This window comes from Bradyrhizobium sp. CCBAU 53351 (assembly GCF_015291745.1).
In the GTDB taxonomy this organism is placed as follows: domain Bacteria; phylum Pseudomonadota; class Alphaproteobacteria; order Rhizobiales; family Xanthobacteraceae; genus Bradyrhizobium.
In genome coordinates this window covers 6,007,021-6,029,822 of record NZ_CP030059.1, presented here as the reverse complement: position 1 = coordinate 6,029,822, position 22,802 = coordinate 6,007,021, and the positions used below count along the sequence as shown (strand labels likewise).

General features: G+C 66.1%; 22 protein-coding genes. 10 read left to right on the top strand and 12 right to left on the bottom strand.

Annotated elements, in window-relative coordinates:
• Positions 1-223: 223 nt before the first annotated feature.
• On the top strand, positions 224-748 hold the full coding sequence (locus tag XH83_RS28630) for a PRC-barrel domain-containing protein (protein WP_194403976.1): 525 nt from the start codon (positions 224-226) through the stop codon (positions 746-748).
• A 111-nt stretch (positions 749-859) separates the two neighbouring features.
• Here the strand turns inward: XH83_RS28630 and XH83_RS28625 are convergent, their stop codons facing one another.
• The 7 genes from XH83_RS28625 to XH83_RS28595 form a co-directional block, all read right to left on the bottom strand.
• Positions 860-1,687, bottom strand: coding sequence for an ABC transporter permease (locus XH83_RS28625; protein ID WP_194403975.1), 828 nt, complete (start codon positions 1,685-1,687; stop codon positions 860-862).
• Positions 1,684-2,943 carry an ABC transporter permease gene (locus tag XH83_RS28620; RefSeq protein ID WP_194403974.1) on the bottom strand — a complete coding sequence of 420 codons (1,260 nt, stop codon included), beginning with the start codon at positions 2,941-2,943 and terminating at the stop codon, positions 1,684-1,686. The genes XH83_RS28625 and XH83_RS28620 overlap by 4 nt, the downstream gene beginning before the upstream one ends.
• A gap of 6 nt (positions 2,944-2,949) precedes the next feature.
• The gene (locus tag XH83_RS28615) at positions 2,950-4,002 is read right to left on the bottom strand and encodes an ABC transporter substrate-binding protein (protein ID WP_194403973.1); all 1,053 of its coding nucleotides are present in this window, start codon (positions 4,000-4,002) and stop codon (positions 2,950-2,952) included.
• Between the two features lie 65 nt (positions 4,003-4,067).
• Entirely contained in the window at positions 4,068-5,177 is a 1,110-nt protein-coding gene (locus XH83_RS28610) for an ABC transporter ATP-binding protein (protein WP_194403972.1), read from the bottom strand.
• A gap of 120 nt (positions 5,178-5,297) precedes the next feature.
• A complete protein-coding gene (locus XH83_RS28605) occupies positions 5,298-6,866 on the bottom strand; it encodes a DUF4403 family protein (RefSeq protein WP_194403971.1) in 1,569 nt (522 codons plus the stop codon).
• An 89-nt stretch (positions 6,867-6,955) separates the two neighbouring features.
• A complete protein-coding gene (locus XH83_RS28600) occupies positions 6,956-7,591 on the bottom strand; it encodes a DUF5074 domain-containing protein (protein WP_194403970.1) in 636 nt (211 codons plus the stop codon).
• A 30-nt stretch (positions 7,592-7,621) separates the two neighbouring features.
• Positions 7,622-8,842 (bottom strand): helix-turn-helix domain-containing protein, encoded by a 1,221-nt coding sequence (locus XH83_RS28595; protein ID WP_194403969.1) that lies wholly within the window; start codon positions 8,840-8,842, stop codon positions 7,622-7,624.
• Between the two features lie 141 nt (positions 8,843-8,983).
• Between XH83_RS28595 and XH83_RS28590 the strand changes: the two genes are divergently transcribed.
• Positions 8,984-9,775 (top strand): DUF899 domain-containing protein, encoded by a 792-nt coding sequence (locus XH83_RS28590; protein ID WP_371746168.1) that lies wholly within the window; start codon positions 8,984-8,986, stop codon positions 9,773-9,775.
• Complete coding sequence (locus tag XH83_RS28585; RefSeq protein ID WP_194403967.1) at positions 9,768-10,061, top strand: hypothetical protein; 294 nt, start codon at positions 9,768-9,770, stop codon at positions 10,059-10,061. Before XH83_RS28590 ends, XH83_RS28585 begins: the two co-directional genes overlap by 8 nt.
• Here XH83_RS28585 and XH83_RS28580 read toward each other — a convergent pair.
• Complete coding sequence (locus XH83_RS28580; RefSeq protein WP_194403966.1) at positions 10,034-10,447, bottom strand: cytochrome c family protein; 414 nt, start codon at positions 10,445-10,447, stop codon at positions 10,034-10,036. The genes XH83_RS28585 and XH83_RS28580 overlap by 28 nt on opposite strands.
• A gap of 110 nt (positions 10,448-10,557) precedes the next feature.
• Positions 10,558-11,265 carry a L,D-transpeptidase gene (locus tag XH83_RS28575; RefSeq protein WP_194403965.1) on the bottom strand — a complete coding sequence of 236 codons (708 nt, stop codon included), beginning with the start codon at positions 11,263-11,265 and terminating at the stop codon, positions 10,558-10,560.
• A 274-nt stretch (positions 11,266-11,539) separates the two neighbouring features.
• Here XH83_RS28575 and XH83_RS28570 point away from each other — a divergent pair, with 274 nt between their 5' ends.
• The 3 genes from XH83_RS28570 (at position 11,540) to XH83_RS28560 (ending at position 14,094) form a co-directional block, all read left to right on the top strand.
• A complete protein-coding gene (locus XH83_RS28570) occupies positions 11,540-12,592 on the top strand; it encodes a glycosyltransferase family 1 protein (RefSeq protein ID WP_194403964.1) in 1,053 nt (350 codons plus the stop codon).
• A gap of 33 nt (positions 12,593-12,625) precedes the next feature.
• Positions 12,626-13,315 (top strand): methyltransferase domain-containing protein, encoded by a 690-nt coding sequence (locus XH83_RS28565; RefSeq protein WP_194403963.1) that lies wholly within the window; start codon positions 12,626-12,628, stop codon positions 13,313-13,315.
• A 119-nt stretch (positions 13,316-13,434) separates the two neighbouring features.
• Positions 13,435-14,094 (top strand): hypothetical protein, encoded by a 660-nt coding sequence (locus tag XH83_RS28560; RefSeq protein ID WP_194403962.1) that lies wholly within the window; start codon positions 13,435-13,437, stop codon positions 14,092-14,094.
• Between the two features lie 170 nt (positions 14,095-14,264).
• Here the strand turns inward: XH83_RS28560 and XH83_RS28555 are convergent, their stop codons facing one another.
• Positions 14,265-15,929: an aminotransferase class III-fold pyridoxal phosphate-dependent enzyme gene (locus tag XH83_RS28555; protein WP_194403961.1), complete on the bottom strand. Its 1,665-nt coding sequence runs from the start codon at positions 15,927-15,929 to the stop codon at positions 14,265-14,267.
• Between the two features lie 35 nt (positions 15,930-15,964).
• Between XH83_RS28555 and asd the strand changes: the two genes are divergently transcribed.
• Together asd and XH83_RS28545 are read left to right on the top strand one after the other, a co-directional pair.
• Entirely contained in the window at positions 15,965-16,828 is an 864-nt protein-coding gene (asd, locus tag XH83_RS28550) for an archaetidylserine decarboxylase (RefSeq protein WP_194403960.1), read from the top strand.
• 64 nt (positions 16,829-16,892) lie between these two features.
• Complete coding sequence (locus XH83_RS28545) at positions 16,893-17,456, top strand: NUDIX domain-containing protein (RefSeq protein ID WP_194408430.1); 564 nt, start codon at positions 16,893-16,895, stop codon at positions 17,454-17,456.
• Positions 17,457-17,586: 130 nt separating this feature from the next.
• On the opposite strand, the gene XH83_RS28540 is transcribed toward XH83_RS28545, so the two are convergent.
• On the bottom strand, positions 17,587-19,041 hold the full coding sequence (locus XH83_RS28540) for a FecR domain-containing protein (RefSeq protein ID WP_194408429.1): 1,455 nt from the start codon (positions 19,039-19,041) through the stop codon (positions 17,587-17,589).
• A 325-nt stretch (positions 19,042-19,366) separates the two neighbouring features.
• Positions 19,367-20,152 carry a DUF2147 domain-containing protein gene (locus XH83_RS28535; RefSeq protein ID WP_194403959.1) on the bottom strand — a complete coding sequence of 262 codons (786 nt, stop codon included), beginning with the start codon at positions 20,150-20,152 and terminating at the stop codon, positions 19,367-19,369.
• Between the two features lie 195 nt (positions 20,153-20,347).
• Between XH83_RS28535 and XH83_RS28530 the strand changes: the two genes are divergently transcribed.
• Complete coding sequence (locus tag XH83_RS28530) at positions 20,348-21,223, top strand: DUF2147 domain-containing protein (protein WP_194403958.1); 876 nt, start codon at positions 20,348-20,350, stop codon at positions 21,221-21,223.
• Positions 21,224-21,576: 353 nt separating this feature from the next.
• Positions 21,577-22,791, top strand: a complete 1,215-nt coding sequence (locus tag XH83_RS28525) for an extensin family protein (protein ID WP_194403957.1) — start codon at positions 21,577-21,579, stop codon at positions 22,789-22,791.
• Positions 22,792-22,802 lie beyond the last annotated feature (11 nt).

Genomic DNA, 22,802 nt, shown 5'->3' with positions numbered 1-22,802 from the left:
GAGCGACGCGGGTCGGCGCGGCTCCTCGCCGCGATCGTGCTTGACCCAGGGCGCATGATCGTCGGCGGGGAACCGTGCGTCGCAAAATGTTACTGAGTGACGCAGGAACACCCTTGTGGAGTTCTTGCACTCGCATCGCGCGACGAAATTGCCGCGCGCACGGAACTGCGCGTGATCAGCGCTGTTTTCTCCACACGAGTTTTTCGTTGAAGGAGATGACACAATGATGAAGACGATCGTCGCCGGCCTTGCCGGCACTGCACTGCTCACGACCGTTGCGTTCGCGCAGTCGCCGACCGCCACCACCGACAAGGCGGCGCCTGCGGCAACCACCGCCACGACGACCACCACGACCGCATCGGGACAGTGGCGTACGTCCAAGATGGACGGGTTGAAGGTCTACAACGAGGCCAACGAGAACATCGGCACGATCAACGACCTGCTGATGGACAAGAGCGGCGACATCAAGATTGCCGTGATCGGCGTCGGCGGCTTCCTCGGCATGGGCGAGCATCTGGTCGCCGTGCCCTACGAGAAGCTGAAGTTCGTCAACGAGGCCGTCGCCTACACCGGCACCGGCGCGAAGCCCGCCGCGACCACGACCACGGGCGCTGCGACCGGCACCGCCGACACCAAGCCCGCTGCGACCACGACGTCGTCCACCTCGAAATGGTATCCGGATCACGCCGTGTTCAATGCCAGCAAGGACGAGCTGAAGAACATGCCGGAGTTCAAGTATTCGGAGTAATGGGCTTCTAGCCATCTGAACGAAGCGCGCCCGGTTTTCACCGGGCGCGCTGTCGTGTCGTTTCTCTTACCTCGTCCCGCTTGCGGGGAGAGGACGAAGGAAGGAGTCCTTTCAACCACCACGCTTGAGCCGTTCGTTGCGACGGCGCAAGGCTTCCATGGTGGCGAGGAGGATGACCGAGACCGTGGTCAGAATCACCGCCGCTGCCGTGATGGTCGGGCTGATGTTCTCGCGGATGCCGCTGAACATCTCGCGCGGCAGGGTGCGCTGCTCGGGGCCGGCCATGAACAGCACGATCACCACCTCGTCGAAGCTGGTCGCAAAGGCGAACAGCGCGCCCGATGCGAGGCCGGGCAGGATCAGCGGCAGGATCACGCGGCGGAACGCTTGAAGCGGCGAGGCGCCGAGCGAGGCGGCGGCGCGCGCCAGATTGGTGTCGAAGCTTTGCAGCGTCGCGCCGACCGTGATCACCACGAACGGCGTTGCCAGCGCGGTGTGGGCCAGGATCAGGCCGAGATAGCTGCCGGTGAGGCCAATCGGCGCGAAGAAGAAATACAGGCCAACGGCGGTGATGACGCCGGGCACGACGACCGGCGACAGCACGAAAGCCAGAACCAGCGGTTTGAACCGGCTCTTCCACTGCGCCAGCCCCAGCGCTGCCAGCGTGCCGAGCACCATGGACAGCACGGTGGAGGCGACGCCGATGATCACGCTGTTCTTCAGCGAATTCATCCAGCGCGGCGAATTGATGAAATCGTCGTACCAGCGCAAGGACAGGCCGGGCAGCGGATAGGTGAGGTACGAGCTCGAACTGAAGGACAGCGGCATGATCGCAAGGATCGGCGCGATCAGGAAGATGAACACCAGCGTGGAGACCACGAGGGTCGTTGTCCACGCGATGCGCTGGCTGGGCGTGCGCAGGGAGGCATTGTCGCTCAATTCTTCATGCCTCCCGTGACCTGCTGGCCCTGCACCAGCTTGCCATAGACCAGCGCCAAGAGAATGGTGGCGAGCAGCAGCACCGCACCGAGTGCCGAAGCAAGGCCCCAATTGGCGGTCTCGGTGGTGTAGAGGGCGATGAAGTAGCTGATCATCTGATCGGCGGCGCCGCCGACGAGGGTCGGCGTAATGTAATAGCCGAGCGCCAGGATGAAGACGAGCAGGCTTCCTGCACTGACGCCGGGCAGGGTCTGCGGCAGGTAGATGCGCAGGAAGGCGGTGAGCGGCGGTGCGCCGAGCGAGGCGGCCGCCCGCATGTAAGCGGGCGAGATCGCCTTCATGCTGCTGTACAGCGGCAGGATCATGAACGGCAGCAGCACGTGGGTCATGGCCACGCAGACGCCGAAGCGATTGTAGATCAGGCGCAACGGCTCGTCGATGATGCCGAGCCAGTGCAGGCTGTCGTTGACGACGCCCTTGCTCTGCAGCAGCACGATCCAGGCGCAGGTGCGGACCAGAAGCGAGGTCCAGAACGGCAGCAGGACGAAGATCATCAGGAGGTTCGACCTGCCCGGCGGCAGCGTCGCCAGGAGGTAGGCGACGGGGAAGCCGAGGATGAGGCAGAGCGCGGTGACGCTGAGACTGATGACGAAGGTGCGCGCGAACAGGCTGCGGTAGATGGCCTGGTCCGGCGGGGCCGCGACGATCGCGCCGTCCACGTTTCGCGTCAGGTCGAGCGCGGCCAGAAGGTAGAAGCCCGTGATGGGGCCGCCGGCGTCCTTGATCGTCGTCCACGTCGCGCGTTCGCGCCAGGCCGGATTGATCTTGCTCAGAGTCTCCTTGGCCGTGCCGGGTTCGGGCGCTGTCTTGAGATTGCGTGAGGTGCTGGTCAGGATCGTGCGGAAACCGTTCAGCGCGTAGTTCAGCCGCTTGGCCGCGATGGCGATGGTCCCGGAGGCGCGCGCCGCCTGGACGTCGCTCGCCAGCGCCGCGTAGGCCTTCTCGTCCGGCAACTCCTTGCCGTCCCACTCGGCGAGAGCAGCTATGGTTTGAGGCAGAACCTGGCGCACCTCGCGGTCATCGACCGCGCGCCACAGCATGCCGGCGATGGGCCCGGCGAAAGTGAAGAGCAGGAAGACGAGAAGCGGCGCGACCAGCGCCAATGCCTTGACCTGATGTGCCCGCTCTGCACGCCTCAATCGGCGCTTGAGCCGAACTTCGGTCGACGCATCGGCACTGGTCGCGGACGCTGTCATGGGTGGCTACTTCGCCGCCCATTTGTTGAAGCGCTCGGTCAGGCGGTCGATGTTCTCGAGCCAGAACGCAACGTTGATCTCGACCGCGTTCTTGATGTTGTCGGGTGCGGTCGGCAGGTCCTTCAGGACGGCGGGCGCGAGCTTGCCGGCCGCGTCCTTGTTCGAGGTGCCGTAGGCGATCTGCTCCGACAGTTTCGACTGGTTCTCCGCCTTGCCGGCGAAGTCCAGGAACTTGTAGGCCGCCTCCTTGTTCGGGCTGCCCTTCAGGACGACCCAGCTGTCGAGGGTGAAGAGCGCGCCGTCCCACACCATGCCGAAATTCTTCTTCTCGTTCTTGTTCGCGGTGTCGATGCGGCCGTTGTAGACCGAGGTCATCACCACCTCGCCGGAGGCGAGCAGTTGCGGCGGCTGGGCGCCGGCCTTCCACCAGACGATGTCGCCCTTGATGGTGTCGAGCTTCATGAACGCGCGATCGACACCGTCGTCGGTCGCCAGCACCTGGTAGACGTCCTTCGGCGGGACGCCGTCGGCCATCAGCGCGATCTCCAGCGTCGTCTTCGGGCCCTGGCGCAAAGCGCGCTTGCCCGGGATCTTCTTTGTGTCGAAGAAGTCGGCCCAGCCCTTCGGGGCTTCCTTCAGCTTGTCCTTGTCGTAGCCGAGCACGAAGTCATAGAGGATGGCGCCGACGCCGCACGGGTTGACCGACGGCGGAATGTAGGCAGCCTCTCCGCCGATCTTGGTATAGTCCATCTTCTCGAACAGGCCTTCCTCGCAGCCGACCGCCAATTCGTCGCTCTCGACCTGGACGACGTCCCAGGTGGCGGCGCCGCCCTGCACCTTGGCGCGCAACACACCGACGCCGCCGTCCCAGGACTCGTCGTTCATGGCAATCCCGGTCGCCTTCTTGAACGGCTCGAAATAGACCTTCTTTTGGGCATCCTGATAGGCGCCGCCCCACGACACGACGGTGAGGTCACGCGCCTCTGCGACCGTCATCAGCGCAGCGCTGGCAACGAACGCCGCGGCGAAACCCAGAGCAATCGTCTTGCGCTTCATCATGGTCCTGGTTCCTTCTTCATGCGAGTTGCGTTGAGGTTGAGTATGTCAGGTCCGCTTGTGTTGGGTCAGACCGGATCGAGCGCCAGACAGTCCTCGGGGCGGAAGCTGACGAATACGCTTTCACCATGTCTCAGGCTGTCATGTGCGCCCGGCTGAAGCTTGACCATGAACTCGCCGTTGCCGGCGACGTCGAGCACGGCCAGCGCGTGATCGCCGAGATAGATGGTGTTCTGCACCCTCGCCGGCAGGCGGTTCGGTCCGTCGCAGGACGCGCCGTCCGGGACAATGGCGATCCGCTCCGGCCGGACCGACAGCGAGGTGGACGCGCCCGCGCCCTGGATGTTGACCGCCCGCGCGGTCACGGCGCCGCCACCGGCCAGCGCGACGCGGCAATAGTCATTCTCGACCGTCTCGACGGTGCCTGAAAGCACATTGTTCTCGCCGATGAAATGGGCCACGAAGCTGTTCACCGGATGCTCGTAAAGCGCGTCGGGCTTGTCGATCTGCTGCACGATGCCGTCGTTGAACACGGCGATGCGGTCCGACATGGTGAGCGCTTCGCTCTGATCGTGGGTGACGTAGACGATCGTGATGCCCATCTTCTCGTGCAGCTGCTTGATCTCCAGCTGCATCTGTTCGCGCAGGCGCTTGTCGAGCGCGCCGAGCGGCTCGTCCATCAGCACGAGTTGCGGGTTGAAAACCAGCGCGCGCGCCAGCGCCACGCGCTGCTGCTGCCCGCCGGACAGCTGTCCGGGCCGCCGCTGCGCCATGGCTTCCATCTTGATCATGCGCAATGCCGATTTGACGCGCTCCTGCGCTTCCGCCTTGCTCGTCTTGCGAACGGATAGCGGGAAGGCGATATTCTCGGCGATCGTCAGGTGCGGAAACAAGGCGTAATTCTGGAACACCATGCCGATGTCGCGCTTGTGCGGCGGCATGTTCTTGATCGGCCGCTCGCCGAGATAGATCTCGCCATGGGTCGGAACCTCGAAGCCGGCCAGCATCATCAGCGTGGTCGTCTTGCCCGAGCCCGACGGGCCGAGCAGGGTGATGAACTCGCCCTTCCTGATGTCGAGATCGAGGTTCTTCACCACGAGGTGCTCGCCATCATAGGTCTTCTGAATGCCGGAAAAGCGCACCAATGCCGGCGCGGGCGTCACCATGCCGGCTTCCATGTTGTCCTCGGCTTGCCGCTACAATGCTGTCAGCACCTCGTTCGAGGTTGCAAGGGGCAGCTTAGCATCCTCGGATGAGAATGCCAGCGGTGCGAGGGATGAAGAGGCGTGGGAGCCGCGCTACATCCCCGACAGCTTGCTCACATACACATTCAGCGAGCCGCCGGCTTCCGCGACCACGCGCAACGTTTTGGAATCGAAGGCGATGTCGGCCAGCGTCAGGCTGTCGATCTTGGCGTCGACCTTGAGGCCGTCCTCGCTCTTCTGGTAATCGGCGATGGCGGCGGCGATCTTCTCGCGGGCGTTGGCGGCGATCGGCTTCAGGTCGAGCGTTGCCCTCTGCAGCAGTGCCTGCTGCATCTGCGGCACGACGGCGCGCGCCGCGGCGCCGAGCAGGCCGAACGCCGCCTCGGATTCCACCGCGAGCTGGATGTCGGTGAGCCGCAGCGTCTGTTGCGCCTGGTCGAGCACCGGCCGGCCCCAGATGTGCACGGTCGCCTCGGCGCCGAGGCCGAGCCAGCTCTTCTTCTCCTTGGCGCGCACCAAGAGCGAGATCAGCAGCCGGTCGCCGGACGGGATCACGTTGGCGCTCTTCACGGTGACGTCGACCGGCCCGGAGCCGTCCTCGGGATAGGTGCGGCCGACCATCTGCGCGGTGATCAGCTTGTTGATCTCGGTGAACGGCACGTCGATGGGAACGCCGATGTTCACGCCGGTGCCGCTCGGCGGCACGATCGAGATCTTGTCGGGGAACGGACAGTCCGGCTTGGTCGGCGTCGAGGTGACGCGCGTCTCCGCTTCCAGGCCCATCAGCAGCGTCACCGCCTGCGCGTCGACGCGCGGCTGCGCGGCGATGGCGCGGATCGGCTTCATCTCCAGCCAGAGCGGCGGAAGCGCGGCCGAGGAGCCCGAGCCCTGCAGCGGGATCGAGCGGCACGCCTTGGCCCATTGCAGCTTCGCATTCTCGCGCAGGCTCGGATCGTTGCGGATGCGCTCGGAGACGATGTTGATCTGCTCGCCGACATTCTTGTCGATCAGCGGCTTGACCTGCGCCGGCACGTTGACCTTGGCGCCGGCGACGTTGACGTTGGTGTCGCCGAGATTGACCTGGGCGCCGAGATTGGGCTCGAGATGCCAGTTGGCCGCGAGCTTCGGGCGCGAGGTGATGACCACGTTGCCCTTGATCTCGGCGCTGGCGTTCAAATTCTTGATGTTGACGGCGCCGATCCGTTTCGCGGCGTCACCGCCGAGCACGCTGCCGAGAGCGTCACCGAGCGCGCCCGTGGCCTTCGCCGACAGCGAGCCCGTCACGTTCAGCTTGCCGGAGAGCGGCGTCGAGATCGTCAGCACGTCCTTGTCGCCCGCCGCTGCCATCGGCCCGCGCACGGCGGTCCAGCCGATGTCGGCGTTCTCCAGGATCTGCGAGACGGGGTTGTCGGCCTTGCCTGCGAAATTGCGCGGCGCGGCTTTCTCGGCCTGCTCGCGGATCGCCGCGATCGCGATCGCGACCGGCGCGATCACGATCGAGCTCTTCGCGACCGGTGGCAGCGGCGGCAATTGTGCGACCGGCGGCGCCGAATTCGTCGCGCGCGGCGCGAGCCAGTCCATCGCCTTCAAGCTGATGAAGAACGACGCCGCGAGCACTGCGACGGCGATCGTGATGGTCTTCAAGTTCAACGTTAGTCGCATCTATCCCCCAGGCCGCCCCGACGGGATTTTACAGGGCGAGCGAGGAGGGCGCTAGAGCGCAACGATGGGGTGGAATTGCGGCGAATGGGTTAACGGCGGGGCCGGCGGACTGCTCTCACATTGCCGCGAGGACCGCCACCGCAGAAGAAGCGGTCGCCGCCGTCCGACTCCAGGCCCGAGACCATGGTGCCCGCGGGCAGGTCGAGTTGCTCCAGCACCTTGCCCGTCTCAGGGTCGATCCGCCTGATGTCGCTGTCCTCGCCCTCCCAGGTGCCGTGCCAGAGCTCGCCGTCGACCCAGGTCACCCCGGTCACGAAGCGCTTGCTCTCGATGGTGCGAAGAACCTTGCCGGTTTCCGGATCGACCTGATGGATCTTACGCTCGCGGTATTGCCCGACCCAGAGCGAGCCCTCGGCCCAGGCGAGGCCGGAATCGCCGCCGCCGCCCGGCGCCGGAATCGTGCCGAGCACCTTGCCCGAGGCCGCATCGATCTTCTGGATGCGATCCTCGGCGATCTGGAACAGGTGCCTTCCGTCGAATGCCGTGCCGGCATGCGCGGCGACGTCGATGGAGCGCGCGACCTTGCCGCTCTCAGGATCGACCGCATTCAATCTGTCGCCGGATGCGAACCAGACATGGCTGCCGTCATAGCTGACGCCATGCACGGCCTCGACGCCCTCGAACGGCCCATACTCCCTGACGATCTCGGCGGCTGAACGCTTCATCTGCTCGCTCCCTGTGATGTGGCCTTGACGTTACGACTTCAGGAGCGGCGTGGGGAGTAACAAGCCTGTCGGGAAACCCGGAACGGGTGGCGTCATCCAGCGCCGCGCCCGGCCATGTCCGAAGCATTGCACCTTGTTCGCGCGTGCCAGCTCGTCGAGCGCCCGCTGCACCGTGCGCGCGCTCGTTCCGAGCGCCAGCGCGAGCGCCGAGCTCGACCAGGGCTCGCCGTCGGAGAGGAAGGCGAGGATGCTCGCGTGCTTTTCCTCGACGGGCCGCGCCAGCACGAGAACCTGTCGCGTCTTGCGCGGCGTCAGCGCAAAACCCTGCTTCGTCGCGGTCACATCGGCAAGTGGCGCGAGCTTGGTGCGGAGCCGCCCTATCTCGACGCGCAACCGCGCGCGATGCGATTCATCGAGATGCCTGGCACGAAACGCGTTCGCGATCAGCGTCTGCCGCGAGACGTCCGCGGGCCAGGCCTGCGCCAGGGCGCGGACGAGGGTGAACAGCACCGGCCTCGTGCCGAGCGGCACGACGGTGCCGCGCCTGCGAACCGAATGATGGAACGTGTCCACGACGAGCGCCTCGGATGTCTGGAGATCCTCGACCTCGGCAAGCAGCAATGGCCGCTCCTTGCCGCGCGTGATCAGCCGCGCCGCCGGCGCATCGAGCACGCGGCTCGCGCTTTCGACTTCGGCCGCGAGCGCGGGGATGCCGGCGAGCCTCGCGCCCCGCACTGCCAGGTCAAGCGCCGCGCGCGCGTCTTTCGTTCTGAGACGCCTGATGGCGATGCCGGCGACGACGAGCGCGCGGACGGCCTGCGATGCCGGCGGGAGCAGGGCGGCGCCGGGCTCAGCCAAAATGCGCTCGGCTTCGTCGAGACGCCCGACGAGGAGGAGGCGCCGGGCTTCGATGTGGCGCGCATGGGCGGCATTCACGAGATCGCCGTGGTGCTCGAGCGTCGCCCGTGCGGCGGCAAGAGTCCTCGCCGGCCAGCCGAGGTCGCGCGAGACCAGCGCGATCTCGGCTTCGGCCACTATGCATCTGGCGCGCGCCACCGCCTCGCGCGGGCCGAACGCGCGCGCAGCGCTGCGCAGCAGCGACTTGGCCTTGGCGAGGTCGCCGAGCTGCGCCATCGCGATGCCGCGCAGCGCCAGCGAGGGCGCGTCGTTGCGCAGCGCAACGCGGTTCAGGGCACCGAGCGGGTCGCCCGCCTCGAGCGCCCGTGCGGCGGCCGTGATCAGCGACTCCATTCAAATCCCGCCACACTTGTTACTCCCACCGCGCAACCGCGCGGTGCCAGAAATCGTTGCCAGCCGACGATGTGCGGTGAGGGGCGAGCGGTTCCGCGACCTGCAGGCCGATCGCCCGAATAAGAGATTTGGAGAGTCATGATGACATTAGCCCAGAACGAACCGAATAACGGACAGGCTGTGATGCAAACACCGCCGGTGGTGTCGCCGCAGGACTGGGAGGCAGCCCGTCAGCAACTGCTCGTGAAGGAAAAGGCGCATACCCGTGCCCGCGACGCCCTGGCCGCCGAGCGTCGGCGCATGCCCTGGATGGAAGTGGCCAAAACCTATGCGTTCGAGGGGCCCGGCGGCAAGCTCAGTCTCGCCGACCTGTTCCAGGGCCGGCGGCAGCTGATCGTCTACCGCGCGTTCTTCGAGCCGGGCGTGTTCGGCTGGCCGGATCACGCCTGCCGCGGCTGCTCCATGGTGGCCGATCAGGTCGCCCATGTCGCGCATCTGAATGCCCGCGACACCACGCTGGTGTTCGCCTCGCGCGCGCCGCAGGCCGACATCATCAGGCTGAAGCAGCGGATGGGCTGGACCATGCCATGGGTCACCGTAACAGACAGTTTCGATGCCGATTTCGGCGTCGACGAATGGCACGGCACCAACGTGTTCTACCGCGACGGGACGCGCATCTTCCGCACCTATTTCGTCAAGAGCCGCGGCGACGAGCAGATGGGTGGCACCTGGAACTATCTCGACATCACGCCGCTCGGCCGCCAGGAGCTCTGGGAAGACTCGCCGAAGGGCTATCCGCAGACGCCGACCTACAAATGGTGGAACTGGCACGACAGCTACACGGAAGGCGCCGCGCCCGACCAGAAGTGGGTCGAGATCTCTACCGCCGGCGAGAAGGCCTTTCGCGAGGAGGCTGCGCAAGGTCGTGACTAACCCCGCTAGCGCAACGGCCGGCGCCGGCCGCGACAGCATCGCGGCCGCACGCCACCTCGCCAGATGGCTGGCCCTGGCGGCAAGCCCGACCTTCGCGATCATGGCCGTGTTGACGGTTGTAATCGGTGAGGGCCCGGCGGACATGCTGTGCGGCGCCGGGCAGGGATTTCTGCTCGGCAGAATGGTGCCGATGTATCTCCTGATGAGTGCGTTTCACTCGGCGGCGTGGCTGAGGTGGATTGCGGAGCGGCGGCGTGGCTATTGCCCGCCTGCCGTCTGCAAGTAAGCCACGATCTTCCCGGCTTCCTCCGCCGACACGCCGCCATAAGGCTGCATCTTGTTGCCCGACACCACCTCGTCCGGCTTGAGCATGAAGCGCGTCAGCTTGTCCTGGTCCCAGGTGAAGCCGGCTTCCTTCATCGATGAGGAGTAGTTGTAGTCCGGCAGCGCGCCGGCCTTGCGCCCCACGATCTTGTTGAGGTTGGGGCCGAGGCGGTTGTCGCCTTCCTTCACCGAATGGCAGGTGCGGCAGGAATTGTTGAAGGCCTGCTGGGCGGCCTCGCCACTTGCGGGCTGCTGCGCGAGTGAGGCAGGCGCGAGCAGCGTCAGGGCGCCGGCGCAGACGAACGCGTGCAGCCATCGATAGGGCGAGGATTGCAGGCGTGAGTGCATTTGCGCCTCCGTGGAGCACCGCGCCGCAGCAAGCGCGTCGACGTGTCGAGGGCAAACGAAAGCGGCCCCGGTGGGTTCCGGGGCCGTTTGCGTCACAATGTCCTGCCGGTTCAGCGCGCTGCGGTTCCGAGCTCGGCGCGGCGCTCCGTCATCGGCAGCACCACGACCTTGGTGCCGACGTTGACGCGGGAGTAGAGGTCGGTGACGTCGTCATTGGTCATGCGGATGCAGCCGGACGAGACGCGCTTGCCGATGGTCTCGGGGGCGTTGGTGCCATGAATGCGGTAGATGGTGCCGCCGAGATACATGGCGCGCGCACCGAGCGGATTGCCGGGGCCGCCGGCCATGTGGCGCGGCAGATAGGGCTGGCGGGCGATCATCTCCGGCGGAGGCGTCCAGGCCGGCCACTCCGCCTTGCGGGTCACCGACTGGATGCCGGACCAGGTGAAGCCGTCGCGGCCGACACCGATGCCGTAGCGCAGCGCCTGACCGTTGCCGAGCACGTAATAGAGATAAGTGTTGGGGGTATCGATGATGATGGTGCCCGGCGCCTCGCGCGTTGCATAGGAAACGGTCTGGCGGCGGAAGCGGGCGGGCATCTCGACGGCGTCCTGATCCTCGGACGGCTCAGTCTGGTAAGTGGGCGCCTGGTAGGGCTGGAATGGCTGCGGCGCGGCCATCGGCGGCAGCGGCTGGAAGAACGGGAAGATCTGCACCGGTGCGGCCTTGGCGCTACCCCCGAATGCGATCGCCGAGACCGCGACTGCGCCGAAAGCAACGGCGCGCGAAAACGTCTTGAAAATATCCAGATTGAACATGTGATCGCCCCTGTTTGCTCGGTGATCTTGGCCACCGCGGCACCGTTGCGGTGCTCTGTTGCCTGGATCACTAACGGCAAAACGTTTCGGGACATTTGCGCGGAAAACCGAAAACGGTTTCACGGCGGAAAGGATTGTTTCATGACGGTTTCGTGGCTGGGGCCGCCCGTTAACGAACAAAACAGCCCGCGGACACTTCTATGACGTCACACGCCTGAAATATCCTTCGTTGATGGTCGATGCCTGAGAATCATCAAACTCTCGGGATTTTCCCATGCGGGTATTAATCGCGACCGACGCCTGGCATCCGCAGGTCAACGGCGTGGTCCGGACGCTGACCTCGCTGGCGAATGCGGCCAAGGCCCTCGAAGTCGAGATCGACTTTCTGACACCCGACGGCTTTCCGTCCTGGCCGCTGCCGACCTATCCGGGCCTGCGCATCGCGCTGCCGAGCGGCAAAGAGATCGCGCGCCGGATCGAGAAGGCGGCACCGGACGCGCTGCACATTGCGACCGAAGGGCCGATCGGCTGGGCCGCGCGGGCCTATTGCCGGCGCAACCGGCTCGCCTTCACCACCTCCTACACCACGCGCTTTCCGGAATACGTCTCGGTGCGGTCCGGCATGCCCGCCAGCGTCGGCTATGCCGTGCTGCGCCATTTCCACGATGCCGCCGCCATGACCATGGTGGCGACGCCGTCGCTGCGGCAGGAGCTGTCCGAGCGTGGCTTCAAGCGGCTCGGCTTCTGGACCCGCGGCGTCAACACCGAGCTGTTCCATCCCGACTCTCCGGCGAGGCTCGACCTGCCGGGTCCGATCTTCATGACCATGGGCCGCGTCGCGGTGGAGAAGAACCTCGAAGCGTTCCTCTCGCTCGACCTGCCCGGCACCAAGGTCGTCGTTGGCGACGGCCCGCAGAAGGCCGCGCTCGAAAGGAAATATCCCGATGCCGTGTTCCTCGGCGAGAAGAAGGGCGCCGATCTCACCGCGCATCTCGCCGCCGCCGACGTCTTCGTGTTTCCGAGCCTGACCGACACCTTCGGCGTGGTGCAGTTGGAGGCACTGGCCTGCGGCACGCCAGTGGCCGCATTTCCGGTCACGGGTCCGAAGGACGTCATCGCCGATCATCCGATCGGCGCGATCGATCACGATCTGCGCGCCGCGTGCCTGCGCGCGCTCGCCATGTCGCGCGAGACCTGTCGCAACTTCGCGCTGGAGCGTTCCTGGGAGAACAGCGCGCGCCAGTTCGTCGGCAACCTCACCTCACTTCAGCCCAGCCGCGTCTTGCGCGCTTCGCCCCGCATGGCGCGGCGGCCGGTGCGCGGTTGACCTTTCGTTAGAACCACAGCGAGAACCTCATCGATGGCTAAGATCATGAACCTTGACGGCACCCAGCAGCTCGACCTCACCCGCGGCACGGTCGAGCAGGCCTATGACCGCTGGGCGCCGGTCTACGACCTCGTGTTCGGCGGCGTGTTCGCCAAGGGCCGGCAGGCCGCGATCGCGGCCACCAACAAGATCGGCGGCCGCGTGCTCGAGGTCGGTGTCGGCACCGGCATCTCGCTGCCGCTCTACGCCCCGCACCTGCGCATCTTCGGCACCGACATTTCGGAAGCCATGCTCGACAAGGCGCGCCAGCGCGTTACCGAGGGCAAGCTGAAGAACGTCGAGGGCCTCGCGGTGATGGACGCCGAGAAGCTGGAATTCCCGGACAATTCCTTCGACGTCGTGATGGCGCAATATGTCGTCACCGCCGTGCCGAACCCGGAGAAGGCGCTCGACGAATTCGCCCGCGTGCTGCGCCCGGGCGGCGAGCTGATCATCCTCACCCGCGTCAGCGCGGACGCCGGCATGCGCCGGTTCATCGAACAGAAGCTGCAGCCGGTGGTGCGTCCGCTCGGCTTCCGCACCGCCGAGTTCGCCTGGTCGCGCTATGCGAAATGGCTGGCCGGCGCCAACGGAATCGAGCTCGCCGAACGTCGTTTGATTCCGCCGCTCGGTCATTTCTCGCTGGTGCGCTTCCGCAAGATCGACATCGCCAAGGCGGCGTGAGCTTACGCGTCGCGTGCGTCATCGCGCCGCTGCGTGCCGTCACATGACAGGATGATGTTGTCACACGGCGTACATCGAATCCGTTTAACCCCGTACCCGAAAGCATCTTGGGGAAGAGCATGATCAAGAATTATCTCGAGCAGCTGCGGATCCAGCGCTGGGACGACCATCGCTACTATCACCACAGCCGCATCAATCAGAGCCTGCACTTCGTCAGCGCGCTGAGCTTCCTCTTCGCCTATGTCTGGCTGTTCGTCGACCCTGTCGTCTCTGCGCTGGTCGGTTGGCTGGTCTCGATGACCTCGCGCCAGGCCGGTCACTTCTTCTTCGAGCCGCATACCTACGACCACATCAACCAGGCGACGCACGAGTACAAGGAAGAGATCAAGGTCGGCTACAATTTGCAGCGCAAGGTGGTGCTGATGGCGATCTGGGCGGCCTCGCCGCTGGTGCTGTTCCTCGACCCGACGCTGTTCGGCCTGTTCACGCCCTGGGCCAGCGCGACCGACTTCATGCGGCAGGTTGCAAAGATCTGGCTCGTGGTCGGCGGCGGTGGCCTCTTGTTCCGCACCGTGCACCTGTTCTTCATCCGCGACGTCGAGACCGGCCTCGTCTGGATGACCAAGATCCTGACCGATCCGTTCCACGATCTGATGCTCTACCGCAGTGCTCCGCTCGCCCTGATGCGCGGTGAGCTGATGGATCCCGGCCTGCACCTCAACCCCGAGCACACGCTGGGCCTCATCGGCGAGCCCACGCTCGAAGAGCAGCACGCCTGAGCGCGCTACGTACACAACACACTCCGATGTCTGATGGTTACGTCATGCCCGGCCTCGTGCCGGGCATCCACGTGCTGGGGGCTGCTTCGCCCCTCCCCGCGCGCGGTAGGGCAATCGCATATGGCGCACACAACCCCGCCGCATCGGCGGCAAGCCCGCGAAGTGTGGCCTCAGCGTCCAAAACGCTTGGCCAGCATCTCTTTCAGGATCTGCCGCTTGATAGTCTTGTTGGTGAGCACGCCGTCGTGCCACCAGAAGCCGTCGGCCTTCATCTTCCCGGCCGCGCGGACGAAGCGGTCGGCGACTTCGGTGAAATCGGCGTCGGTGTAGTTCAGGCTGAAGATCAGCCGGCCGGTGCCGACCCAGCTCAGCGCCAGGCCCTCGGCGCGCAAATAATATTGCAGCATCCAATTGTAGCGGGAGGGCGTCGTGTATTTCACCGTCCAGATCGACGAGAAGTTGGCGAACCGCACCGGCAGGTCGGCGTCCGTCATCATCTGGTTGAGCTTTTGGACGCGACCGTTCCAGGTTTCTTCCAGTCCATCATAAATGGCATGGAAGTTCGGGCTGGCGAGCCGGCTCAAAAACTCGTCCATTGCCGTCATGACGTAGGGATGCGAGTTGAAGGTGCCGCGGGCGAAGCAGATGTCGGCGGGACGGTCGTCGCGGAAGCGGCGCATCAGCTCGCGCTTGCCGCAGACCACGCCGACCGGCAGGCCGCCGGCGAGGCTCTTGCCGTAGGTCACCATGTCGGCGCGCACGCCGAAATATTCCTGGGCACCGCCGGCGGCGAGCCGGAAGCCGACGAAGACCTCGTCGAAGATCAGCACGATGCCGCGCTGGTCGCAGACCTCGCGCAGCTTCTTGAGCCATTCGGTGTAGGCCGCGCGATCGAAGTTGCCGCCGCGGGAGGAATCCACCAGCGAGGAATCGCCGGGCGCGTTGGCGTTGGGGTGCAGGCCTTGCAGCGGGTTGACCAGCACGCAGGCGATGTCCTTGCGCGTACGCAGCACGTGCAGCGTCTTCTCGGACATCTCGGCGAGGGTGTAAGTCTCGTGCGCGGCAATGGGATTGCCGACGCCCGGCTGCACGTCGCCCCACCAGCCGTGATAGGCGCCGGCAAAACGAACGAGATGCGTGCGCTTGGTATGGTAGCGCGCCAGCCGCACCGCCTGCATCACGGCCTCGGTGCCGGACATGTGGAACGAGACCTCGTCGAGGCCCGAGATGCGGCAGAGACGCTGGACATTGTCGAGGATCGCGGGATGGTAGGGGCCGAGCACCGGGCCGAGTGCATGCGCGCGCTTCTCGGCGCCCTCGATGCACTCCTTGTAGAAATCGTTGCCGAAGATGTTGACGCCGTAGGACCCCGTGAGATCGTAGGATGTGTTGCCGTCGACATCCGTGACGGTGACGCCGCGCGAGGACTCCACGAAGGTCGAGGTGCCCAGGTGCTCGCGGACCAGGCGCGAGAACTGGAACGGCACGCGATAGCTCTCGGTGAAATTCAGGTCGGAGATCTTGTCCGCCGCTTCCTTCGTCATCGCGCGGCCCTTCGGGTAGCGCTCGGCGTAGAGGGCGGCGAGACGAAAGAAGGCCTCCTTGCGCTGCGCGGCGATGTCCGCCGGCGCGCCGTCGCACGAGAAGATGTCGTTCTCTCCGTATTCGTAGAACGGGAGCAGCTTTGCCACCCGGCGCGACATCTTGGAGTGCCCGGCGAGCGAGCGATGCTTGGCGCGGGACAGTTCGATCCGCGCCTTCAGCTTCGGGAGGACGGCGGCAGCAGACGCTGCGGCGGCCACGGACATCGAGAGAATCGGGAGTGTCGTTTCCATGACAACAAGCGCTAATACTGTGAGCTGACAGATTCATGACAGTCAAAGCCCTCATCGCCTCTTTCACCCAGCAGGAAGACCTCAACTTTCTGTTGACCAACCGCATCCCGCGCGCCGCGCTGACCCGCTTCATGGGCAGGTTCTCCAAGATCGAGAATCCCCTCGTGCGGGACTTCTCGATCGCGCTGTGGAAGCTGTTCTCCGACCTCGATCTGTCCGAGGCGAAGAAGACCCACTTCAAGAGCCTGCACGATTGTTTTACCCGGGAGCTGAAGCCGGGCTTGCGCCCCTTTGATCCCGACCCCACCATTGTCGCCAGCCCCTCGGATGGCATTGTCGGCGCTCACGGCAGGATCGCGGACACCGAGCTGTTCCAGGTCAAGGGCGCGCCCTATTCGCTGCTCGACCTCGTCGGCGATTCCGCGCTGGTGGATCAGCACCGCAACGGCAGCTTCGTGACGCTGCGGCTGACGTCGAGCATGTATCATCGCTTCCATGCGCCCTTCGATGCGCATATCGAGCGCGTCACGCTGATCCACGGCGACGTCTGGAACGTCAATCCGATTGCGCTCAAGCGCGTCGAGCGCCTGTTCTGCAAGAACGAGCGCGCGGTGATCCGCACGCATTTGTCGACCGGCGAGGCCGTGACGCTGGTACCGGTCGCCGCGATCCTGGTCGCGAGCATCCGCCTGCACTTTCTCGATAGGGTGCTGAACGCGCAGACGCGCGGTCCGGTCAACTTCCCCTGCGACGTCAACGTGACCAAGGGCGAGGAACTCGGCTGGTTCGAACATGGCTCGACCATCATCATCCTCGCGCCGGGCGATTTCAGCTTCTGCGACGGCATCGCCGAGGGCACGCGCATCCGTGCCGGTGAGGCGCTGCTCAGAAGAAAGTAGCCTTCAATCTGCCGCTCCCGTCGCCTATATCGTCGGTGGGGACTATACGACGACGGATTTGATGATGGCGCGGGCGCCGGTGATGGCGGCGGGTGGTATCGTGCTGCGGCGTGGTTCGACACCGCTGATCGCGGTCGTGCGCCAGCGCAAGCGCAACGAGTGGGTCCTGCCCAAGGGCAAGCTCGACGACGGCGAGACGCCGAAGGAGGCGGCGCATCGCGAGGTGCTGGAAGAGACCGGCCACGACGTCGCCGTTCACGAATTTCTCGGCACGCTCGTCTACCAATCCGGCGGGCGCTCGAAGGTCGTGCATTTCTGGCGCATGGAAGCCGAGGGCGGTCCCGTCCGCAAGCTGATGAACGACATCAAGGCGGTCGACTGGCTCGCGTTGGACGACGCGATCGCGCGGCTGTCGCGCGAATATGAACGCGCGTTCCTGACCCAGATTGGCCCGATTGCGCTTGCGGCCGCGAGGCGCGCGCCGTCGCCGATACCCGAGCCGGTGCAATCGGCCGATGACATGGATGCAGCCTTCCAGGCGCTGACACCCGCCGAAGCCGCCTCCGTCCACGAGTTGCGCCACGGCCTGTTGCAGAAGGTGAAGGCCTGGCTGCGCGGCGAGGCGTGAGGTCACGCCGCGCTGCTGGCGCGCCTGGAGACCATCCGCAAGTCGATATGCCTGTGGAAGCGTGGGCTGACGGAGGAGGGACGAGTCCTCCTCAGCGCTATCGTGCGGAGGCGGGGCGCTGCCTCGAGGGTCACCGCCGCTCCTTCTCCTTCGGAGCGGATGCTGGTTTGCGCGGGGCCGCCGGGCGCTGCGCGGCGGGGGGGCGCTGCTGGAATCCGCCGGGGCGTTGCATGCCCGGTGGCTGAGCCGCAGGCGGCTGGCCCGATTGCATGCCGGTGCGCGGCAGTTGCGGCTGTGTCGCCGGCTGCTGTGGCGGCACGACTCCTCCGGGCTGAATCTGTCCGCCGCGTTGCGGCTGGGTTTGCGGCGTGCCGATCGGCGGTGTGCGCTGTCCGGCGCGCGGTGCTCCTGGACGTCCTGCGCCTTGCGGCTGGCCGGGCTGTTGCTGGCCTTGTTGCTGTTGGCCCTGACCCGCACGCGGTGTGCCCGGCTGCACGGCGCCACCTTGCTGGCCCGGCCGCTGCTGCGGCGGCTGCGCACCTTGCCGGCCCGGTGTGCCCGGCTGCTGCTGACCTGGACGGTTGTTCTGGCCCGGCTGGCCGTTCGGGCGCTGGGGCTGCTGTCCCGGAACGGTGGTCGCCGGACGCAATTGCTGTTTCTGCGGCGGCTGTGCCGGCCGCGGAATGCGGCTCTGGGCAGCCGGATTGGCGCGGCGGAAGTCGCGCTGCTCGGTGACGATCTGACGCCCCGTGGTCTGCGCCAGATGCACCTGGCTGACGAAGCCGCGGTCGCGCGCGATCTGCTGCGCGGGAATCGTGATCGGCACCGCCGCAAAGCGCATGCCGCCCGGGCCGGCAGCGCCAGGCCGGATCGCAAAGCCGCTCGCGCCTTGCGTCAGCGCGCCGAGCCGCGTGCCGCTGGTGCGGTCGTCGACGTCGATGTGGCCGACGCGGCCGTCGGCATCGGGATAGAGCTTGATGTTGACGTTGCGCGCGCTGCTCGCGGCCGCGCCTTCGGGCACGTCGACGACGCCGGTGGTGCCGCGGATGCCGAGCGTCGCTGTCGGCGTCGTGATCTTCATGTTGCCGGTCTTCGCCACGGCGGCCGCCACGAAGGCCACCGTGCCCTTGCCGATGTCGAAGATTCCGGAATTCTGCTTGCCGCCGTCCTCATAGACGTAATTGTCGATGGTGATCTTCGACGAGGCGGAGAGGTTGAACGTGGTGGCGTCGTTGAAGGTGATGCCGAGCGTGGAGTTCGACGAGGTCTGCACGACGTCGTTGAGGTAGATGTCGTCGCGCACGCGCAGCGGATAGGAGTTCTTGTCGCGGATCACGGTGGCGATCCCCGTGACGGCCGCGACGTTGCCGATCGGCTCGACGGTGGATTGCGTATCTGTCGAGGGAGCAGGCGAGGCTGAAGGCGTGGGGGAGGCGGAAGGGGCTGGGGAAGCCGCAGGCGCCGGCTCTGCCTGGGGCTGCGCCTGCGCGAGCTCGATTGCATCGGATGCATGCGTTGCGCCGCTGCCCGCCAGCGGCAATGCCAGCAGCGCAAGCGCGAACACGAAGCGGCGCCAGGCCAGCAATGATGTCACGAGGAAGTCCCGGTGAGAACGCGAGGCGAGATCGGCCGATATCAGCCGGAGGGACCTGAATGGCGGATGAACATGTGTCGCAGGGGTGAGGAGGCCAAATGGTGTGCGGTGCCAGCTTGGGGCTAAACCTCTCTACTCCGTTATGGCTAGGCTTGACCCGGCCATCCACGCCTTGCTTCGCGTCACTCGGAACGTGGATGCCCGGGACAAGCCCGGGCATGACGAAGATTTGTAGGTGTGGCGCGAGATCCTCAGGTGCGCAATTGCGCGCCATGGTTCGGTGCTTGGCATCGCCCCGGATGACGCGCTCCGCGTGTCAGCTCACGCGCTTCCAGGTCTGGCCGCCGCAGAACATGCCGCCGAAGGCGCAGCCCTGCACGCGCATCGCATTCGGGCCCTTCATCGCGATGGTCGAGTCGTAGTTGCGGCCGGAGTTGGGATCGTGAATGCGGCCGCTCCACTTCGCGCCCTCGGGCTTCATGTTAATCAGGATGCGCTCGTTGGTCTTCTCGGCGTAGCCGCACAGATTGGCGCCGCACTGCTCGACGCGGACATTGCCCTTGCCCTCTTCGGTCGCCCAGACGCCGATCGGCGAGTTCGCCGCGGCCACGGGCGCGGCGGCAACCGGGGCCGGAGCGGGCGCAACCGCGACCGGCGCGGGAGCAGCAACGGGAGCAGGCGCCGCGACGGGCGCGGGCTGCGTCGTCGTGTCGAGGGACGGCGCGGCGGCAACGGTCGGCGCGGGTGCGGCCGGAGCGACAACGGGCGCGGCCGGCGCGGTGGCCTGGACCGGCGCCTGCTGCACGGGCTGCTGCACCGGAGCCGGTGCGGGCTGCGCGGTCGTCGCCGGAGCCGGCGTGGTGTCGACGTCATCGTCCTTCGAGCCGCCGAGGCCCTTGAGGTTGATGTTGTTCAGCTTGATCGGCTTGTCCGACAGGCCCGGCGCGACGATGGTCACGCAATTGAGCGAGGCGCAGTTGCGCGGCGTCTCGATGCGGATGTGCTGGCCCTCGATCTGGAACGAGATCGTATTGCCGCCGGCATGGGCGGCGGCGGTCGACGCCAGGAAGAGTGCGGTGACGGCGATGGTGAGCTTGTTCATGACAACCTCCGAATTGGCGTTGGTCCCGAGATGGGGCTGAAGACGCTGGTGGATGAAGCGTGGTTCGACCCTACGCCGGACTGGCCGGGCGTTCTGTGATGGGGGTCACAACGGTGCGCGCCGCCTGGGTGAGGCAGCGCACATTCAGCCGCGGTTCCTTTGCGTAAGGTCGTCGCGATACTGAGGGAGACGGAGATGCAACGGCTTGCGACTTCGCTTGGCATAATGATCGCACTGCTGGCGATCGCGCCGGCGGCCGAGGCCGGCTCCTATTCGTTCTCGATTGGCGGCCACCGCTTCCGTGTCGAGGCGCCGCGCAATTGCCGATCTGCGTCCTGTGTCTCGGTGTCCTCGAATCGCAGCATCCGGCCGACAGAAGATGCCGGTGTGACATCGCCCCCCCCAGCGCCGGCTCCGGCCGCGCCGCCGGCCAATGTCGTCATTCCGGTCAGGCCGGCGACCGTGGTCGTGCCGTCACCGGTGCCGGCGGCTCCCGTCATGGCCGCGACGACGTCGCAACCCGTCGTGCTGCCGCCGGCGCCAAAACCCGAGGCGTCAAGACCCGAGGCGCCGAGCCCGCATCCGCCACGGGTTGAGCTGCCGCGCATCGATCCACCGAAGACCGTCATGCTCGATCCGCCGCGCATGGAGCCGCCGCCCGTTCCGAGCCCCGAGATCAAGCCGACCGCGGCGGCTGCGCAGCGCAACGACGACGAGCAGGCCTATACGCCGCTCGGCGAATGGGAGAGTGTCGGTGCCAAGGGCACAGTCCGCATCGAGCGCTGCGGGCCCGCATTGTGCGGCTACGCGCTGACCGAGGCTTTGAGCCGGGGCGAGAGCGTGCTCGTCAACATGAAGCCGAAATCGCACGACGCCTGGACCGGCAGCATCTACAGCCGCTCCAGCGGCAACACCTATTACGCGACGATGACGCTGAAGAGTCCCGGCAGGCTCCACGTCGAGGCCTGCGCGTTCTGGCGTTTCTGGTGCTCGGGCAACGACTGGACGCGCGTCGAGGCGCCGGAGGAGCAGTTGATCACCACGTCGCGGCAGTGGAGTGCACGGTCGTAATATTTGCGGCAGTCGCGCTGCTCCCCTCTCCCACAAGAGAAGGGAAGAGGCCGCCTGCGATGGGCTTAATAAACCGCTAGATCATGCCGAGCACGATGGCGCCGACGAAGGCCATGGCGAGGTACGCGGTGACTACGCTCAGTCTCCCGGCGAACGTCATGAGGTCGCTCCCACCCTGCGCGCTGCTTTGGCGCGCGAGCCGGTATGGTTAACAGAGAGTCTCGGCGCGAAAAAGTCAGCCTTGCTGTCGCTCGGTTCTGCCCGGGGTTCGGCATGCGTGAGCCGGTATGGTTAAAGAACACTGAAATCAACGTGTTGAAGAGTCTTTAAGTAAATTCATCGAACGTGCGTGCATGACGCGCGGAGTTCGTTTGTATCTCGTCGGCTCCATCGTCCTTGTTTCGCTAGCGGGTTGCGGACGCGGCTTCTTCCAGGCCGAACGTGAACCATGGCGGGCCGAGGCTGAGGCCGCATGCCTGAAATCGGGCGCGGTGAAAGAGGGGCCGGATCTGGTCCGGATCGACCCGATCTCGGGGCCCGGCCAGTGCGGCGCCGAGTTTCCGCTCAAGGTCGCCGCCCTCGGCGAAGCCTCAGGCACTTACGGCTTTGCCGACGAGGAACTGCGACCGCCGGGCAGCATCGGTGGCCAGCCACGTTGGCCGGTGGCGCAGCCGCGATCGAACTATCCGCAGAGCCAGAATTATCCGGCGTCCTCCACTCCGTCGCGCTCGAACTATCCCGAAACCGCGGTCCGCCAACCCAGCGGTTATGGCACCTCGACGGGGCCGATGTCGTTGAACGCGCCCGGCGTCGCGCCGGAGGAAGACGAGATCGATCTGCCGCCCGAGGGCACTGATGCCGCGGGGGCCTCGCGCTACATGAATGCGCCGAGCTATCCGGCTAGGCCGGCGAATCCCGCGCCTTATTCGCAGGCGCCCGCACAGCAGGCGCTGCCGCGTCTTGGTCCGGCGCAGGGCAATGGTGTCACAGCCGTCGGTCCTGTCGCGATCAAGCCGACCGCGACGCTGGCCTGTCCGATCGTGTCCGAGCTCGACCGCTGGCTCGCCGATACCGTGCAGCCTTCGTCGATGCGCTGGTTCGGCGTCCGCGTCGCCGAGATCAAGCAGATCTCCGCCTATTCCTGCCGCGGCATGAACGGTAACTCGCGTGCCCATATCTCCGAGCACGCCTTCGGCAATGCGCTCGATATTGCTGCCTTCGTGCTGGCCGACGGACGCCGCGTCACCGTGAAGGACGGCTGGCGCGGCATGCCGGAGGAGCAGGGATTCTTGCGCGACGTGCAGGCGGGCGCCTGCGCGCATTTCACCACGGTGCTGGCGCCGGGCTCCAACGTCTATCACTATGACCACATCCACGTGGACCTGATGCGCCGCGCCAGCCGCCGCCTGATCTGCCAGCCCGCCGCGGTCTCCGGCGAGGAAGTTGCCTCGCGTGCGCAGTCGCGCAGTCCCTATGCCAATGCGCGCGAGCCCTCCGTCACCGGTTCGCTCGGCGCGCGCAAGAGCATGGCGCGCAAGCGCGAGGAAGACGACTACGCCGACGATTAGACGTCCGCCGG